Source organism: Streptomyces polygonati (genome assembly GCF_042650325.1).
In the GTDB taxonomy this organism is placed as follows: domain Bacteria; phylum Actinomycetota; class Actinomycetes; order Streptomycetales; family Streptomycetaceae; genus Actinacidiphila; species Actinacidiphila polygonati.
The window spans coordinates 81999-98542 of the sequence record NZ_JBHSBB010000009.1; the positions used below are offsets into that span (position 1 = coordinate 81999).

9 protein-coding genes are annotated in these 16544 nt (G+C 70.0%); 3 read left to right on the forward strand and 6 right to left on the reverse strand.

Annotated elements, in window-relative coordinates:
• Positions 1-129: 129 nt before the first annotated feature.
• The gene (locus tag ACFO3J_RS10615; RefSeq protein WP_386428459.1) at positions 130-1896 is read left to right on the forward strand and encodes an ABC transporter ATP-binding protein; all 1767 of its coding nucleotides are present in this window, start codon (positions 130-132) and stop codon (positions 1894-1896) included.
• Positions 1897-1993: 97 nt separating this feature from the next.
• On the opposite strand, the gene pgm is transcribed toward ACFO3J_RS10615, so the two are convergent.
• Entirely contained in the window at positions 1994-3634 is a 1641-nt protein-coding gene (pgm, locus tag ACFO3J_RS10620) for a phosphoglucomutase (alpha-D-glucose-1,6-bisphosphate-dependent) (protein WP_386428461.1), read from the reverse strand.
• A 265-nt stretch (positions 3635-3899) separates the two neighbouring features.
• Between pgm and ACFO3J_RS10625 the strand changes: the two genes are divergently transcribed.
• Positions 3900-5417 (forward strand): MFS transporter, encoded by a 1518-nt coding sequence (locus ACFO3J_RS10625; RefSeq protein ID WP_386428462.1) that lies wholly within the window; start codon positions 3900-3902, stop codon positions 5415-5417.
• A 36-nt stretch (positions 5418-5453) separates the two neighbouring features.
• On the opposite strand, the gene ACFO3J_RS10630 is transcribed toward ACFO3J_RS10625, so the two are convergent.
• From ACFO3J_RS10630 to ACFO3J_RS10640, 3 genes are all read right to left on the reverse strand, one after another.
• Positions 5454-5942, reverse strand: a complete 489-nt coding sequence (locus ACFO3J_RS10630; RefSeq protein ID WP_386428464.1) for a MarR family winged helix-turn-helix transcriptional regulator — start codon at positions 5940-5942, stop codon at positions 5454-5456.
• Positions 5943-6006: 64 nt separating this feature from the next.
• On the reverse strand, positions 6007-7857 hold the full coding sequence (locus tag ACFO3J_RS10635; RefSeq protein ID WP_386428465.1) for an MFS transporter: 1851 nt from the start codon (positions 7855-7857) through the stop codon (positions 6007-6009).
• Between the two features lie 173 nt (positions 7858-8030).
• Complete coding sequence (locus ACFO3J_RS10640; RefSeq protein WP_386428466.1) at positions 8031-8540, reverse strand: mycothiol transferase; 510 nt, start codon at positions 8538-8540, stop codon at positions 8031-8033.
• 303 nt (positions 8541-8843) lie between these two features.
• Between ACFO3J_RS10640 and ACFO3J_RS10645 the strand changes: the two genes are divergently transcribed.
• Positions 8844-10403, forward strand: a complete 1560-nt coding sequence (locus ACFO3J_RS10645; protein ID WP_386428468.1) for a discoidin domain-containing protein — start codon at positions 8844-8846, stop codon at positions 10401-10403.
• A gap of 130 nt (positions 10404-10533) precedes the next feature.
• On the opposite strand, the gene ACFO3J_RS10650 is transcribed toward ACFO3J_RS10645, so the two are convergent.
• Both ACFO3J_RS10650 and ACFO3J_RS10655 read right to left on the reverse strand, forming a co-directional pair.
• Positions 10534-11970: a ricin-type beta-trefoil lectin domain protein gene (locus ACFO3J_RS10650; RefSeq protein WP_386428470.1), complete on the reverse strand. Its 1437-nt coding sequence runs from the start codon at positions 11968-11970 to the stop codon at positions 10534-10536.
• Between the two features lie 265 nt (positions 11971-12235).
• Positions 12236-16519 carry a discoidin domain-containing protein gene (locus ACFO3J_RS10655; RefSeq protein ID WP_386428473.1) on the reverse strand — a complete coding sequence of 1428 codons (4284 nt, stop codon included), beginning with the start codon at positions 16517-16519 and terminating at the stop codon, positions 12236-12238.
• Between the last annotated feature and the right edge of the window lie 25 nt (positions 16520-16544).

Sequence of the window (16544 nt, forward strand, 5' to 3'; positions counted from 1 at the left end):
ACCGGCGCAAGGGCGCGCGTCAACGTGCCTCGGCGACCGGCGCGTTCGTGTGCCGTCGTATCGCCGATATCGCTCATACGGCTCATATCGCCGTTGGTGTCGCGAAGCCGTGACTCGAGGAGCCCCGCAATGGCGTTGCCGGAAGGCACGCTCAGCCACCGCTACCGTGGCGAGCACCCCGTCCGTACTCTCCGCTACCTCTTCCATCCCGACCGGCGCCGGGTCGCGCTGGCCGTGCTCGCCTTCTTCGGCAAGCACACCCCGGTGTGGCTGCTGCCTCTGATCACCGCCAATGTGGTGGATGTCGTGGTCCAGCACCGGCCGATCTCCGTCCTGTGGTGGAACTCCGCGATCCTGCTGGTGATCCTGCTGCTCAATCTGCCCCTGCACCTGGCCTATGTGCGGTGCATGCAGGGCTCGATACGCCGGACGGGCACCCGGCTGCGCACCGCGCTGTGCCAGCGGATGCAACAGCTCTCCATCGGCTACCACTCCCGGGTCAGCGCGGGAGTGCTGCAGGCCAAGGTGATCAGGGACGTCGAGAGCATCGAGACCGCCGCCCAGCAGACCGCCGACAACGGCTTGGCCGCCGTCGCCACCCTCTCCGGCGGGCTGGTGGTCATCGGCGTCCAGGCCCCGGCCTTCCTGCCGGTCTTCCTGGTGGTCGTGCCGGCCTCGGCGATGCTGGTGGTGAAGCTGCGCCGCCGGCTGCGGGACCACAACGAATCGTTCCGCCAGCAGGTGGAGATGCTGTCCTCCCGGGTCAGCGAGATGACGACCCTGATCCCGATCACCCGGGCGCACGGCCTGGAGAACACCGCGCTGCACCGGGTGGACCGCACCCTCGGCGAGGTGCTGCACGCCGGGCTGCGGCTGGACCGGCTCAACGGCTGGTTCGGCTCGATCGCCTGGATCCTGCTCAACGCCATCGGGGTCGCCTGCCTGTCGGGCTCGGCGCTGGTCGCGTACTACGGCTGGCTGAACGTCAGCCCCGGCACCGTGGTGATGCTCAGCGCCTACTTCTCCAGCCTGACCGCCTCGGTCACCACGCTGCTCACCTTGACCCCGCAGATCGGCAAGGGACTGGAGTCGGTGCGCTCGATCGGCGAGGTGCTCCAGGCGCCGGACCTGGAGCAGAACGACGGCAAGGCCGAAGTGACCGGTGTGGTGGGCCGCTTCGAGTTCCGCGGCGTCGGTCACACCTACCCGGAGAGCGAACTGCCCTCCCTGATCGACTTCGAGCTGGATGTCCGGCCCGGCGAGACGATCGCGCTGGTCGGCGGCTCGGGTGCGGGCAAGTCCACCGTGCTCAACCTGGTGATCGGCTTCCTGCGGCCCACCCGGGGGCGGATACTGCTCGACGGCGTGGACATGGAGACCCTGGACCTGCGCGACTACCGCAGCTGGCTGTCGGTGGTGCCGCAGGAGTCGATCCTGTTCGAGGGCAGCATCCGGGAGAACGTCACCTACGGCATGACGGACGTGCCGGAGGAGGCGGTGCGCGACGCGCTGCGCGACGCCAACGCGCTGGAGTTCATCGACCGGCTGCCGCTGTGCCTGGACACCGTGGTCGGGGAGCGCGGCGCCCGGCTGTCCGGCGGCCAGAAGCAGCGGCTGGCGATCGCCCGGGCGCTGATCCGCGATCCGCGGGTGCTGATCCTGGACGAGGCCACCTCGGCGCTGGACTCCCGTTCGGAGGCGCTGGTCCAGCAGGCGCTGACCCGGCTGGTACGCGGCCGGACCGTCTTCGTCGTGGCCCACCGGCTGTCCACCATCAGGAACGCGGACCGGATCGTGGTGCTGGACGAGGGCCGGATAGCGGAGATCGGGTCGCACGCCGAGCTGCTGGGCAGCGGCGGCGCCTACGCGGGACTGCAGGCCGCCCAGCTGGCGTGATCGGTGGTGGGCCGCGCTCCGGGTCCCGGCCGGTGGACCACCGGCCGGGACCCGGAGCGACAAGCGGGCCCGTAGGGTCCGGGCACCACGGCCGGGATCAGGCGTTCAGCACCCCCGAGACCATCGCCTGCGCCTCCTGCTGCACCTTGGCCAGGTGGTCCTCGCCCAGGAAGGACTCGGCGTAGACCTTGTAGACGTCCTCGGTGCCGGACGGGCGGGCCGCGAACCAGGCGTTCTCGGTGCAGACCTTGATGCCGCCGAGCGCGGCGCCGTTGCCGGGCGCCGTGGTGAGCACGGCGGTCACCCGCTCCCCGGCCAGTTCCTCGGCCGGCACCTGCTCGGGCGACAGCTTGGCGAGCAGCGCCTTCTGCTCGCGGTCGGCGGGAGCGTCGGTCCGGGCGTAGGCGGGCGCGCCGAACTCGCCGGTCAGGTCGGCGTAGTGGGCGGAGGGGGTGCGGCCGGTGACCGCGGTGATCTCGGCGGCGAGCAGGGCCAGCAGGATGCCGTCCTTGTCGGTGGTCCACACGCTGCCGTCGCGCCGCAGGAAGGAGCCGCCGGCCGACTCCTCGCCGCCGAAGGCGAGGGTGCCGCCGAGCAGTCCGTCCACGAACCACTTGAAGCCGACCGGGACTTCGGTGAGCGGGCGGCCGAGCCCCGCGACGACCTTGTCGATCATCGAGGAGGACACCAGGGTCTTGCCGACGGCCAGTTCCGGCCCCCACTGCTCGCGGTGCCCGATCAGGTAGGAGATGGCGACCGCGAGGTAGTGGTTGGGGTTCATCAGTCCGGCGTCGGGGGTGACGATGCCGTGCCGGTCGGCGTCCGCGTCGTTGCCGGTCGCGATGCCGTACTCGTCCTTGCGGGCGATCAGCGACGCCATCGCGTACGGCGACGAGCAGTCCATCCGGATCTTGCCGTCCCAGTCCAGCGTCATGAACCGCCAGGTGGGGTCGGTGTACGGATTGACCACGGTCAGATCGAGCCGGTGCGTCTCGGCGATCCGCCCCCAGTAGTCCACCGAGGCGCCGCCGAGCGGGTCGGCGCCGATGGTGAGGCCGGAGTTGCGCACCGCCTCCAGGTCGAGCACCGACGGCAGATCGTTCACATAGCTGCCCAGGAAGTCGTAGCGGCCGGTGGTGTCGGCGGCCAGCGCCTGGCGGTACGGGACGCGCCGGACGTTCTTGAGGCCGTCGGCGATCAGCGCGTTGGCGCGGTCCTGGATCCAGCCGGTGGCGTCCGAGGCGGCCGGTCCGCCGCTCGGCGGGTTGTACTTGAAGCCGCCGTCGGCCGGCGGGTTGTGCGAGGGGGTGACGACCACGCCGTCCGCGAAGGCGTCGGCGCGCCCCCGGTTGTGGGCGAGGATCGCGTGCGAGACGGCCGGGGTCGGCGTGTAGCCGTCGCTCTCGTCGATCAGCACGGTGACGCCGTTGGCGGCGAACACCTCCAGCGCGGTGACCCTGGCCGGTTCGGACAGCGCGTGCGTGTCGGCGCCGAGGAACAGCGGGCCGGTGGTGTTCTGCCGGTCCCGGTAGTCGCAGATCGCCTGGCTGGTGGCGACGATGTGGTCCTCGTTGAAAGCGGTGGCCAGCGCCGAACCGCGATGTCCCGAGGTGCCGAAGGCCACCCGCTGGGCGGGCTCGCCGGGGTCGGGGTGCAGAGCGTAGTAGGCGGTGACCAGTCGGGCGACGTCCACCAGGTCGTCCGGCCGGGCCGGTGTTCCGGCACGCTCGTGCGGCATCCGCGTCTCCTTGTGTCTGCGTGTACGGGTCTGGGTGTGGCGGGTCTCGGGTGTGCGGGTCTCGGTGTGCGGGTCTCGGTGTGCGTGTCCTGAGCGTTCCCCATTTTCACGTGTCGGCGACCATCGTGGCGCGGGGGGCACGGCGGCGCGGGGGCACGCCCGAACCCGCGGCGCCGAGTTCGCCGCCGCCGACCGGCCGGGCGCTAAGGTGGTGACGCTTCGGCGGGCATCCGGACCGCGGACCGTCGCACGAGAGGCGGATGTGATGGCCACGGCGGATCTGCCCCCTTCCCACGGCGTACGGCTGGCGTCCGCGAGCGGCAGGTGGGTGCTGGCGTGCTCCGTGCTCGGCTCCGGTATGGCGCTGCTGGACGGCACCGTGGTCAACATCGCGCTCCCCCGGATCGGTGAGGACTTCGGCGCGACGCTGGCCTCCTTGCAGTGGACGGTCAACGGCTATCTCCTGACACTGGCCGGGCTGATCCTGCTCGGCGGCGGTCTGGGCGACCGCTACGGGCGGCGGAGGGTGTTCGTGGTCGGCGCGATCTGGTTCGCGCTGGCCTCCTCGCTGTGCGGCATCGCCCAGGACAGCGCGATGCTGATCGTGGCGCGCGCCCTGCAGGGCGTGGGCGGCGCGCTGCTGACGCCCGGTTCGCTGGCGCTGGTGCAGTCCACCTTCCGCCGCGAGGACCGGGCGAAGGCGGTGGGCGCCTGGTCGGGTCTGGGCGGGGTCGCCGGCGCGGTGGGACCCTTCATCGGCGGCTATCTGGTGGACGGCCCCGGCTGGCGGTGGATCTTCCTGATCAATGTGCCGATCGCGGCGGTGGTGGTCGCCATCGCCCAGTGGCATGTCCCCGAGAGCCGGGACCGTGACGCGGCGGGTTCCTTCGACATGGCCGGTGCGGCGCTGGCCGCGCTGTGCCTGGCCGGGATCACCTACGCGCTGATCTCCGCCTCCGGGCATCCCTCCCTCGTCCTGCTGATCGGACCGGCGGCGCTCGGACTGGCCTGCGGGGTGGCCTTCGTGCGGGTCGAACAGCGCCGGGAGCATCCGATGCTGCCGCTGTCGGTGTTCTCCTCCAAGCTGTTCACCTCGATGAACCTGGTGACCCTGCTGCTGTACGCGGCGATCGGCGGGGTGTTCTTCCTGCTGCCGGTGCAGTTGCAGATCGCGGCCGGCTACAGCCCGCTGCGGGCGGGGGTCGCCACGCTGCCGCTGACCGTGCTGTTGCTGCTGCTGTCCGCGCCGGCCGGCGGGCTGGCGCAGCGGATCGGGCCGCGCCCGCTGCTGACGGTGGGGCCGCTGATCACCGCCGCAGGGCTGCTGCTGCTCACCCGGGTGTCGCCGAGCTCCTCGGGGTACTTCGCCGATGTGCTGCCCGGGGTGGTGGTGCAGGGGATCGGACTGAGCATAATCGTCGCCCCGCTGACCGCGACGGTGCTGGCCTCGGTGGACGTGAACCACTCCGGGGTGGCCAGCGGCGTGAACAACGCCGCCGCCCGGGTGGCCCAGTTGCTGGCGGTGGCCGCGCTGCCGCTGGCGATCGGGCTGTCCAGCCAGGCCTACCGCTCGCCGCACGCGGTCAACAGCGCCTTCGGCAAGGCGATGTACATCTGCGCCGGGCTGTGTGTGATCGCCGCGGTACTGGCGGCGCTGCTGATCCCGTCGGGGGCGCTGCGGGAGGAGGACGACCAGCCGCCGAGGGCGCTGCCGGAGTGCCGGACGAACTGCGGCTTCTCCTCTCCCCCGCTGGAGCCGGGCGCCACCAGGGCGAGGACCTGACGGTCGGGCCCGGGCCCGCGGGCCCGGGCGGCTGATTCAGTCCTCGGGCTCGGTGAGCAGTCGCTCCAGTACGGGCAGGGCGGCCCGCAGGGTGCGGCTCTGTTCGGGGGTGAGCCGGGACATCCGGCGGGCGAGCAGTTCGGAGCGCTCGCGCCTGATCCGTATCAGCACATCGGCGCCCGCCGGGGCGATGCTGACCAGCCAGGACCGGCCGTCGGACGGGTCGGGCTCCTTGCGGATCAGCCCGGCGGCGGCCAGCGGGCCGACGGTACGGGTCAGCGAGGGCGCCGCGACCTGCTCGTGGGCGGCCAGCTCACCGAGCCGCAGCGGGCCGTGCTCCTCGATCCTGGCCAGCGCGGACAGTTGCGCGAAGGTGAGGTTGAGGTCGTCGCCGGAGGCCTGGGCCATCTGGCGGTAGAGCCGGGCGATGAGCAGCCGCAGCCGGGCCACGTCCGGCGACGAGGGCATGGCGGCGGGTGGCGGCGGGGCGGAGGGCGCCCCGTGCCCGGCTGGCCTGGCGGTCATGGCGGGGCGGCCTCCTTGTGTGCCTTGCCTGCCGTACGGGTGCTCCGTACGCGGTGCCGTGCGGTCAGTTCTCCGGACCGGCGCCGCCGGGGGTGGCGGTACCAGCCGAAGTGCCGGCCGAGGTGCCGGCCGAAGTGGTGCTGGTGGTCGTGCCGACGCCACCGGTCGCGGCGGCCGGGCCGGCCGGCACCGCCGCGCCGACCTGGACGGCGGCGCCGCGGTCGGGACGGCTGCGGATCAGCGAGGCGCCCGCCGCGACCAGGGACATCACGATCGCCAGCCCGAACACCACGACCAGGCCGTCGTGGAAGGGCCCCGAGATCAGATGGGGGAAGAACTCCCGGCCGGTCAGCGTGTGCGCGTTGACTGCCGGAAGCTTACCGAGCAGGTCGGAGCCGAGCAGCTGCTGGATCGGGTTGTAGCCGAGGAAGGCCGCGAACAGCGTACCCACCGGTGGCAGCGTGGCGACCTGGTGGGCGTTGGCGGCGGGCACGCCCTGGGCGGTCAGGCCGGAGCTGAGGGTGCTGGGCAGCGACCGGGCCAGGCCGGCCACCATCAGTGAGAAAAACACGCCGATGGACAGCACCATGCCGGCGTTCTGGAAGGTGGCCCGCATGCCGGAGGCGGCGCCCCGGGCCTCGGCCGGCACGCTGGCCATGATGATCGAGGTGTTCGGCGCGGCGAACAGACCGCCGCCGACGCCGTTGAGGAAGATCACCAGCGCGAAGACCCAGTAGCTGAAGTCGGTGGGGAGCAGCAGCAGTCCGCCGAAAGACGCCGCCATCACCACGAAGCCCGCGGCGGCGAACAGCCGGGCGCCGTAGCGGTCGGAGAGGTAGCCGGCGATCGGGCCGGCCGCGAGGAAGCCGACGGTCAGCGGCAGCAGATAGATGCCGGCCCACAGCGGGGTGTCGGCGTAGTTGTAGCCGTGCAGCGGCAGCCAGATGCCCTGGAGCCAGATGATCAGCATGAACTGCAGGCCGCCGCGGGCGATGGAGCCCAGCAGGGTGGCAGCGTTGCCGCCGGCGAAGGTCTTGCTGCGGAAGAGCGCGAGCGGGAACATCGGCTCGGCGACCTTGGCCTCGATCAGGCAGAACGCCACCAGCATCAGGACGCCGCCGATCAGGCCGGCCAGCACCCAGGGGTTCGTCCAGCCCATGGTGTGGCCGCCGTAGGGCTGGATGCCGTAGGTGATGCCGGCCAGCAGGGCGGTCAGGCCGACCGCGAAGCTGATGTTGCCCCACCAGTCCATCCTCGCCGGGCGGCGGATGCCGGTGTCGTGCAGCGAGCGGTAGGCCCAGACGGTGCCGACCAGGCCGATCGGCACATTGACCCAGAAGATCGACCGCCAGTTCCACTCGGCCAGCAGGCCGCCGAGGACCAGGCCGATGAAGGAGCCGGCGATACCGGCCACCATGTTGACGCCCAGCGCCATGCCGCGCTGGCGGGCCGGGAAGGCATCGGTGATGATCGCGGCTGAGTTGGCCATCAGCATCGAGCCGCCGACGGCCTGGGCGACGCGCCAGCCGATCAGCCACAGCGCGCCGCCGCCGCCGTGCATCGGGTCGACGGACAGGATCACCGAGGTGACGGTGAAGATCAGGAAGCCGGCGTTGTAGATCTTGACCCGGCCGAGGATGTCGCCGAGGCGGCCGAGCGTCACCACGAGCACGGCGGTGACGAGCATGTAGCCCATCAGCATCCACAGGAGATAGCTGACGTTGCCGGGCTGGAGGGGGTCGAGCCGGATACCGGTGAAGATCGCGGGCAGCGAGATCAGCACGATGGACGAGTTGATCGTGGCGATCAGCATGCCCAGCGTCGTGTTGGACAGTGCCACCCACTTGTAGTGCGGGTGGTTCGCGTCGATGCGCGGTGTCCGCCGCCCTATTCGTGTCGCGTCTTCGGTCGCCATGGGACGGTTCACACCACCAGGAGGAGAGCAGTTACTTAACTTAGGTTAAGTAACCCTAGCATCGCCATGTACCCGTCGCGTAGCGGGCACCGAGGCATGAGGGGCGCGCGTCCGACGCCGCGCACCCCCTCGCCCCACCGCTGTGATCGCCGGGCCGCCGGGGCCCGGCCCGGCTACCGCCGCGCCAGCAGCCCGCGCAGGAAGGCCGCCTGGCCGACGTGCTGGAGGTCGTCGCAGATCACGCTGACCAGCCGGACCCCGAGGGTCACCGGCGGGTTCCAGCGCTTGTCCACCACGCGGTCCAGATCGTCCGCGGTCAGATCGGTCAGATAGGCCAGGGTGCGTTCGTGCACCGCGTCGTAGTAGCCGGTGAGCAGGGCCGGGTCCTGGACGGTGACCGCGGCCACCTCGGACGGGTCGTGGCCGTAGCCGGTGGCCCCGGCCTGGAAGGGCAGCGCGAAGCGCTCCTCCCAGCCCTGCGAGGTCCAGACCTGCTCCTGGCCGGCCACGTCGGCGACATGGTCGTCCTGGATCCGGGTGAGGTGCCAGACCAGCCAGGCGATCGAGTTGGCGTCGGGGCCGGGGCGCTCGGCGAGTTCGTCGGAGGTCAGCCCCTCGACCGCGCCGTGCACCTCCTCCTTGATCCGGCCGAAGGCGTCGGCGAGCAGTTCCGCGCTGTTCATGGGGCTCCCTGGACGAGGGTCGGTGCCGCGCCCGGGAAGGTGCGTCCGGTCGGCGGCCTGCTGCTCGGCATTCTTCCCCCGGATGTGCGATTGCTCGCGCGGAAGGGGCGCGGACCGGGCGCGGACCGACTGGAGCGCGAATCTGCCGCGATCACGTTTCTTCTTGTCGCGTTTCGTTCGTTTAATTTCTGAGTTAACGTCGTTAATTTGCGCTGACCCATGGACTCGCTGCGGCAGTCCTCGTAGTCTCTGGACGCTCGGGTGAGACCCCACCTCCCCCTACGATCACAAGGACGTGACCTCGTGACCCCGAATCCGTCCCCCGCCTCCCCCGCCCAGGCGGCCGAACTCGGCCGGCGCCGGCTGCTCGCGCTCGGCGCCGGCGCCGCGGCCGCCGCGGGCCTGGGCTGGACGGCGACCCGCGGCGCCGGTCCCGCGCACGCCGACACGCTGCCGCCCGCCTCCACCGATGTGCACTTCTTCTACTACCCCTGGTACGGCAGCCCGTCGGTGTACGGCAGCTGGCGGCACTGGCCGCAGGGCTCCAGCCAGCCGCCGCTGGACATCTCCTCGAACTACTACCCGAAGCTGGGTGCCTACGACTCCGGCGACAGCGCGGTGGTCGCCCAGCACATGACCTGGATCCGCCAGGCCGGCGTCGGCGTGGTCGCCACCAGCTGGTGGGGCCAGGGCGGTTACGAGGACCAGCGGGTGCCGCTGCTGCTCGACACCGCGGCCCAGTACGGTGTGAAGGTCGCCTTCCACCTGGAGCCGTACGGCGGCCGGACCGCGGCCTCCACGGTGGCCGACATCCAGTACATCAACGCGCGCTACGGCTCCCACCCGGCGTTCTTCCGTGACCCCAAGCACGGCAACCGGCCGGCCTTCTACGTCTTCCAGAGCCTGCTGATCACCGACTGGTCTCCGCTGGCCGCGGTCAACTCGGCCAACATCGTGCTGACCCAGACCACCGACGTGTCCAAGGCGACCTATTTCGGCGGCCTCTACAACTACGCGGTCGGCACCGACTTCACCGGCTGGAAGGGCATCGCCGACTGGTGCCGGGCCAACGGCCGCGTCTGGGCCCCTTCGGTGGGCCCCGGTTACATCGACGACCGGGCCGTCCCGGGCAACACCACGCCGACCCTGCAGCGGGCCGACGGCGGCACCTACGACCGGATCTGGTCCGGCGCGCTGTCCCCGGCCAACGGCGGCAAGCCCACCTGGGTGTCGATCACGTCCTTCAACGAGTGGCACGAGGGCACGATGGTCGAGCCGGCCAGCTCGGCCCCGCCCGCCGGGATCGGCTACCAGACCTTCGTGGGCGCGTACGGCAGGACCGGCGCCGCCGCGGAGACCGCCTACCTGGACCGGACGCTGTACTGGGTGCAGCAGTTCACCGGGACCACCACCACCCCGCCGCCCACCAGCCCGCCGCCGGCCACCACGGACCTGGCGCTGCACAAGGCGGCCACGGCCAGCGGCTATGTGCAGAGCTACGGGCCGGGCAATGTGGTGGACGGGGACGCCAACTCCTACTGGGAGAGCACCAACGGCGCCTTCCCGCAGTGGATCCAGATCGATCTGGGCTCCACCCGGCTCGTCTCGCGGATCGTGGTCGGGCTCCCGCCGTCGGCCGCGTGGGGCGCCCGCTCCGAGACCTTCGGGGTGCAGGCGAGCCTGGACGCGAACAGCTGGGTGGTCGCCAAGTCGCCCGCCGCGTACGCCTTCAACCCGGCGACCGGCAACAGCGTCACGATCACCTTCCCGCCGGTCAACGCCCGTTATCTTCGGGTGACGTTCACCGCCAACACCGGGTGGCCGGCCGCCCAGGCCTCGCGCGTCGAGGTGTACGCGGGCTGAGCCGCGCGGGCCGCGGTGCGGCCCGCGCGGAAGACCACCGGTCCCGGGCGGGTGATGAACACCCCCGCCCGGGACCGGTCGCACGTCGCGAAGACCGTCAGGAGCGCCTCGGCGGGCGCTCAGCCGGACTTCAGGAAGGCAGCGTCCACTGCTGGTTGGCGGCTCCGGCGCAGGTCCAGATCTGCAGCCGGGTGCCGTTGGCCGAGCTGGGCCCGGTGGCGTCCAGGCACTTGCCGGACTGCGGGTTGACCAGCGTGCTGCCCGACTTCTGCCACACCTGGGAACCGGTGCCGTTGCAGTCGTACAGATCCACCTTGGTGCCGTTGGCGGTGCCCGCCGCGACCACGTCCATGCACTTGCCCAGCGCCTTCAGCGTCCCGTCACCGCCTACCGTCCAGCTCTGCGCCGTGGTGCCGTTGCAGTCGTAGAGCTGGACGGCGGTGCCGTTGGCGCTGCTGGCCGCTGCCACGTCCACGCACTTGCCCGCGTAGCCGGACTGGATCGGCCCGGTGCCGCCGGTGGGCGGCGGCGGGGTGGTGGTGCCGCCGGTGATGCCGTTCTCGATGCTGGAGAACTGGTACTGCGACTGCGAGGTGCCGCTGCAGTTGTCCTGCGCGGAGCCGCCGTTGGTGGCACAGGCCTTGTCCCGGCCGAGCGACCAGAAGGACAGCTCCTGGATGCCGTTGGTCTTGGCGAAGTTCGTCAGGTCCGTGGCGTCCGAGGTGGAGAACACCTCGCTGGAGGTGTCGTTCACGCCGATCATCGGCGTGTTGCCCTCCATCGACCACAGCTGGGCCGAGGTCTTGGTGTTCCAGATCTGGCCGAGCTGGGTGTGCAGCCCCTGGGCGGCGCTGATGGCGGCGTTGCCCATGTCCATCGCGGAGCCGTAGTCCATCGTCATGATGTTGACGAGGTTGACGTTCAGCCCGTGGCTCTTGGCGTTGTTCAGAAGGCTGATCGAGTTGGACTCCAGGCCGGACGGATCGACCGGCAGGGTGTAGTCGATGTCGAGCCGCTTGCCGGCCGCCGCGTACTGCGACTGCAGGTCCGCCAGCGCCTGGTTGCGCCGGTCGTTGGCGGCGGTGTTGTTGAGCGCGCTGCCCTCGATGTCGAAGTCCAGCCGGGTCAGGTTCAGCCCGTCGATGACCCGCTTGTACTGGGTCTCCAGCGCGGACACCGACGTACAGGAGATGCCGATCTCCGTGCCGGACGCACCGCCGAAGGAGGCGATGACGTCGCCGCCGCCGGACCGCAGGCTGTTGATGGCCGAGGTCCAGCTCGCGTCGGTGATCGAGGTGTCGCCGTTGAAGGTGGCGTTGCAGCCGCCGCCGTCGATGACGAAGGCCAGCGTGAAGTACTTCAGCCCGGTGGCGTTCTTGACCGTGGCGAGCGCCGACGGCGAGTTCCACACCTCGGCGTAGGGGGCCGCGTAGTGGGCGGGGAAGCCGGGGCCGGGGTTGGCGGCCGCGTGCGCGGTACCGCCGGTGGCCAGCAGAACGCCGGCGGCGAGCGCCGGGGTGGCGATGAGGGCGCCGAGCGCCTTGAGCCGGAGACGCGGTTTTCTCATGGGGGGAGGGGCCTTCCGGTAGCGGGCAGCCTAAGCCCGTCACATTCAGGTGAATGAACGAGGGACGACGACGTGACTGTCATCACCCGAGGGTGACCGTAGGACTAGACCAATGCCGAGTCAAGACCTGTCGTTCACCAACTGAATACGACCTGGGCCGTGTTGCCTCGCCCACCCCATGCGGAATGCGCCCGCGTTCAGTAATCGAACGCGGGCGCATCCCAGGCACTAGTTCACTTGTGTGCGGTCCTGTCCTCCCGGACGGTTACTGATTGACCGTGATGGTGAAGTTGGGCGTGGTGTTCTGGATGTCCACCGCGTTGTCGCTCTCGTGCAGGCCGTTGAAGGTGACCGAACCGACCGCCGGTCCCTGGCCCGACTCGGGCTGCGGGTTGGCCCACAGACCGAATCCGGACTTGGCGTCGTAGGCGTCACCGCTCTTGTGCGCGCCGGTGACGGTGATGTTGGTGAACACCGTGTCCGTGATCGGGTTGAGCGAGGTGCTGCCGTTCCACTTGGTCTGGAACATGATCCCGGAGTAGGTCGGGTCCGAGATGTCGACGTTGCTGATCCGCAGGCCCTGGAGCTTGAACTCGGCCGAGTAGATCCACAGTCCGGGGAAGGTCTGACCGCCCCAGAAGTGACCGCCGTCGCGCACCAGCGAGATGTTGTCGAAGGTGGTCTGCGGTGAGGACTCGAACCCGTTGGCCGGAATACCGCCGAACTGCAGCGAGCCGATGGTGATTCCGGAGTAGGTCAGCGTGTCCGCGATGTACAGGTTGCTGAACTTGTTGCCGCCGCCGCCGTATACGGCCAGACCCGCGGCACGCCACGTGGTCTCGACCGTGAGGTTCTGGAAGGTGTTGTTCAGTTCCTGCTCGGAGGTGTGGTCGGTGGCGGGGAACAGCGCGAAGCTGTCGTCACCGGTCGTCCTGGCCTCGTCGTTGCTGACCAGGTTGCCACTGCTGCCGTTGGTGAGGTTGACACCGTCGGCGAAGGTGTCGCGGATCCGGAGGTTGGTGATCGTCGAGTTGTCGACGTTCGTACCCCAGACACCGCAGATCGTGTGCTCGATCCACAGGTTGTCGATGGTGAGGTTGGCGATTCCGGTCAGGTCGAAGACCTTGCCGGGACCGTCGATACGGCTGGTGTAGTTGCCGAAGAAGCCGAAGCCGGTGAAGCTCGACCCGTCCGAGCCGGACTGCAGCGAGAAGCCGCCGTCGGTGTTCTCCTGGGTCTGCGGCGTGTAGAACCGGGTGAACCAGGGACCGGCTCCGACGACCTTGATCGCCCGGCCGTAGACGGTGAACTTGTTGGCCGTCGCGTAGTCACCGGCGGGCAGGTAGACACCGAGCTTGGTGGTGTCCTGCCGCGCGGTGTCCAGCGCGTTCTGCACGTCCTGCTGGGTGAAGCCGGCCGGCACGACGTACTTCGTCGGGTCCGGGTTGGCGACCGCGGTCGCCTGCTCCAGCTGGATGAAGTCGATGTTGTAGTAGGCGGCGGTGTTGGCCGCGTCCTTCTGCAACTTGATCACGTGGCCGGCCGGGACGGTGGTCCCGAGCAGCACGTTGGCCTCGTCGTAGATGTGGCGCGGACCGGATCCGGGCGAGTTGTTGGGGCTGGTCTCGTCGCCGTAGAGCCACGCGTACTTCGAGCCGAGGGTGATCGTCTTCAGCAGCGATCCGTCGACGTAGATGTCCAGCGTCGTCGACGCGGTGCCGTCGGGGATGTTGAAGCGCGTCACCAGCGTGTTGGTGCTGGCACGCGTGGTGAAGGACACCGAGGAGCCGTTGGCGGACAGGTTGACCGCCTTGCGGCCCGACGCCTCACCGGCGGGGTCGCCGATGGTGCGGTTCGGCCCGAGGACCGTCGCACCTCCGCCGAGCACGCCGTCCTCGGCCTCGTAGTTGTCGTACGGCATGTTGGCGCCGCGACCCACGAAGAAGGACAGGTTGCTGGTGTTGTTCGCCTGCTTGGTCGAGACCTCGTTGGCGTCGACCGCGATCACCGTCTTGACGGTGTACTTGCCGTTCACCGCGGTCCAGCTGCCCAGGCTCACCGGCGCGCCGGTGGCTCCGGGCGCGAGGGCGCCGGTGTAGGTGCCGGTCAGCGTCTTGACGACGCTGCCGCTGGTGGCGTCGAGGATCGACAGGGTGATGCCGTGGGCGCCGCTCGCCGAGGCGACCGTGCCCTGGTTCTTGACCGCCACGGTGAAGTTGACGTTGTTGCCCGCCGAAGGGTTGCCCGGCGACCAGCCGACCGGCGCGGCGACCAGGTCGGAGGTGTCCACCGGCTTGACCACGAGACCGGTCGGGTTGGTGTAGCTGTTGTTGGTCTCGTTCTGCTCGACGACCGTGTTGGCCTCGTCGACCTTGGCGGTCAGCTGGTAGGTGGCCGCGTCCTTGGCGCCGATGTTCAGCGACGCCGTGGTGCTGGCGCCGGCCGCGAGGGCGCCGACGCTCGCGGTGCCGACCTTCACGGTGCCCAGGTAGAAGTTGACGTTGGTGGCCGCCGACGCGTTGGTGCCGATGTTCTTCACCGTCGCGTTGAGCGTGATCGGGTCGGTCTCGATCGGCGCCGTGGGGCTCGCCGTCAGGGCGCTGACCGTCAGGTCCGGGTTCGGACCGGGAACCCCGATGACCTGGAACTCGGCGACCTGTCCGCCGCCCGCTCCGGTGTTCGAGGTGAAGGTCAGGCGCACGTCGGCGACCCGGCCGGAGACCGGGATCGTGACCGTGTTGCCCGTGGTCGGGCTGAAGTTGTACGCGGTCGCGGGCGACAGCTGGGTGAAGGTCGTGGAGCTCTGCTCCCGGCCGGAGACCGCGATGGTCTGGGTGCGGTTGCCCCAGGAGCCGTCGGGGTTCAGCTTGACCACCACGGAGCTGGTGTCCACGTTGGCGCCCAGGGACACGGTCAGCGTGCCGGGGTAGCCGCTGCCTTCCCAGTACGTCGAGGTGCTGTCGTCGTCGGCGTTGGCCGCGACGAAGTTCAGCACCGAGTTGTTGGCGACGATCGGCTTGCCGACCGCCTGGTTGGTGCCCCCGGTGGGCGTGCTGCCGTTGCGGGTCACCGTGTTGCTGTTGCCCGACTCGTTGCCCGCCGCGTCCTTGGCCCGGACGTAGTAGGAGACGGTCGCGCTGTCCGGCTGGCTGTCGGTGTACGTCAGCACGTTGCCCGCGGTGGTGGTCACCAGGGAGCCGTTGGCGAACACCTCGTAGCCGGTGACGGCGGTGTTGTCGCTGGAGGCACCCCAGGTCAGCTTGATCTGACCGGAGGCCGGCAGCGTGTAGGCCAGGTTGGACGGCGTGGTCGGCGCCTGGGTGTCACCCGAGGTACCGGTGCGCGTCACGCTGTTGCTGGCCGCCGACTGGTTGCCGGCCGCGTCCTTGGCCTTGACGGTGTAGGTGACCGTCGCAGTGGCGGGCTGGCTGTCGGTGTACGTCAGCACGGTCCCGGCCACCGACGTGCGCAGCACGCCGTTGGCGTAGATGTCGTAGCCCGTGACACCCACGTTGTCGCTCGCCGCGCTCCAGGTCAGCTTGATCTGACCGGAGGCCGGCTGGGTGTAGGCCAGGTTCGACGGGGCGCTCGGCGCGGTGGTGTCACCGGTGGTCGGCCCGTAGACCTCGAACTCGGATATCTGGCCGGCCGGCCAGCCCGTGTTGCCGGTGATGTTCAGCCGGACGTAGCGGGTCGTCACATTGTTGAAGTTGATCGTCACCGTGTTGGCGCTGGACGGGTTGAAGACGTAACCCGCCGAGGCGACGATGTCCGAGAAGGTGTTCCCGTCGGTGCTGCCCTGGACGGCGAGGGTCTGCGTCCTGGTGGCCCACGAGGTGGCCGGCGGGAGCTTCAGCACGACCTGGTTGACCGGCACGGCGCTGCCGAGGTCGACGCGGAGGGTCTGCGGGAAGGCGTTGTTGGCGCTCTCCCAGTAGGTGTTCGCATTGCCGTCGACCGCGTTGCCCGAGGTGTAGACGTCGGCGTGCCCGGAGTCCAGGGTCGGGCGGTTCGCGGCGAGGTTGACGGTCGAGGCCGCCGCCGGCTGGACGGCCAGCTCGGAGAGCTGCGCCGTCTTCCCCGCGGAGTTGGCGGTCACGTTCGCCCGCACGAACCGGGCCTGGTAGGCCGGGAAGGAGATCTTGACCGTATTGCCCGACGACGGCTTGAACGAGTACTTCGCCGAGCCGGTGATCGTTTCGAAGCTCGTACCGTCCGTGCTCGCCTGGAGCGAGAGGGTCTCGGTACGGGCGCTCCAGCCGGCCGGCACCTTGAGCTGCACCTGGTCGACGCGGGTGACCTTGCCCAGGTCCACCTGCGCCCACTGCGGAAGGGTGCCGCTCTTGCTCTGCCAGTAGGAGTTCTGGTCGCCGTCGTTGAGGTGGGCAGCGGTGTTGCTGCCGTCGGTACTACTGGCCGAGACCGCCTTGTCGGTCGCCAGATTCGGTCCCCCCGCGGCAATGGCGGGGACGACCTGCCCGCCGAAGAACAGCAGACTGGCCGCGATCACCCCCGCCGTCAGCCTCGGTACGGAGCGCTTCAATCTCATAGCGTCCCTCTATGTCGTTGTCCGG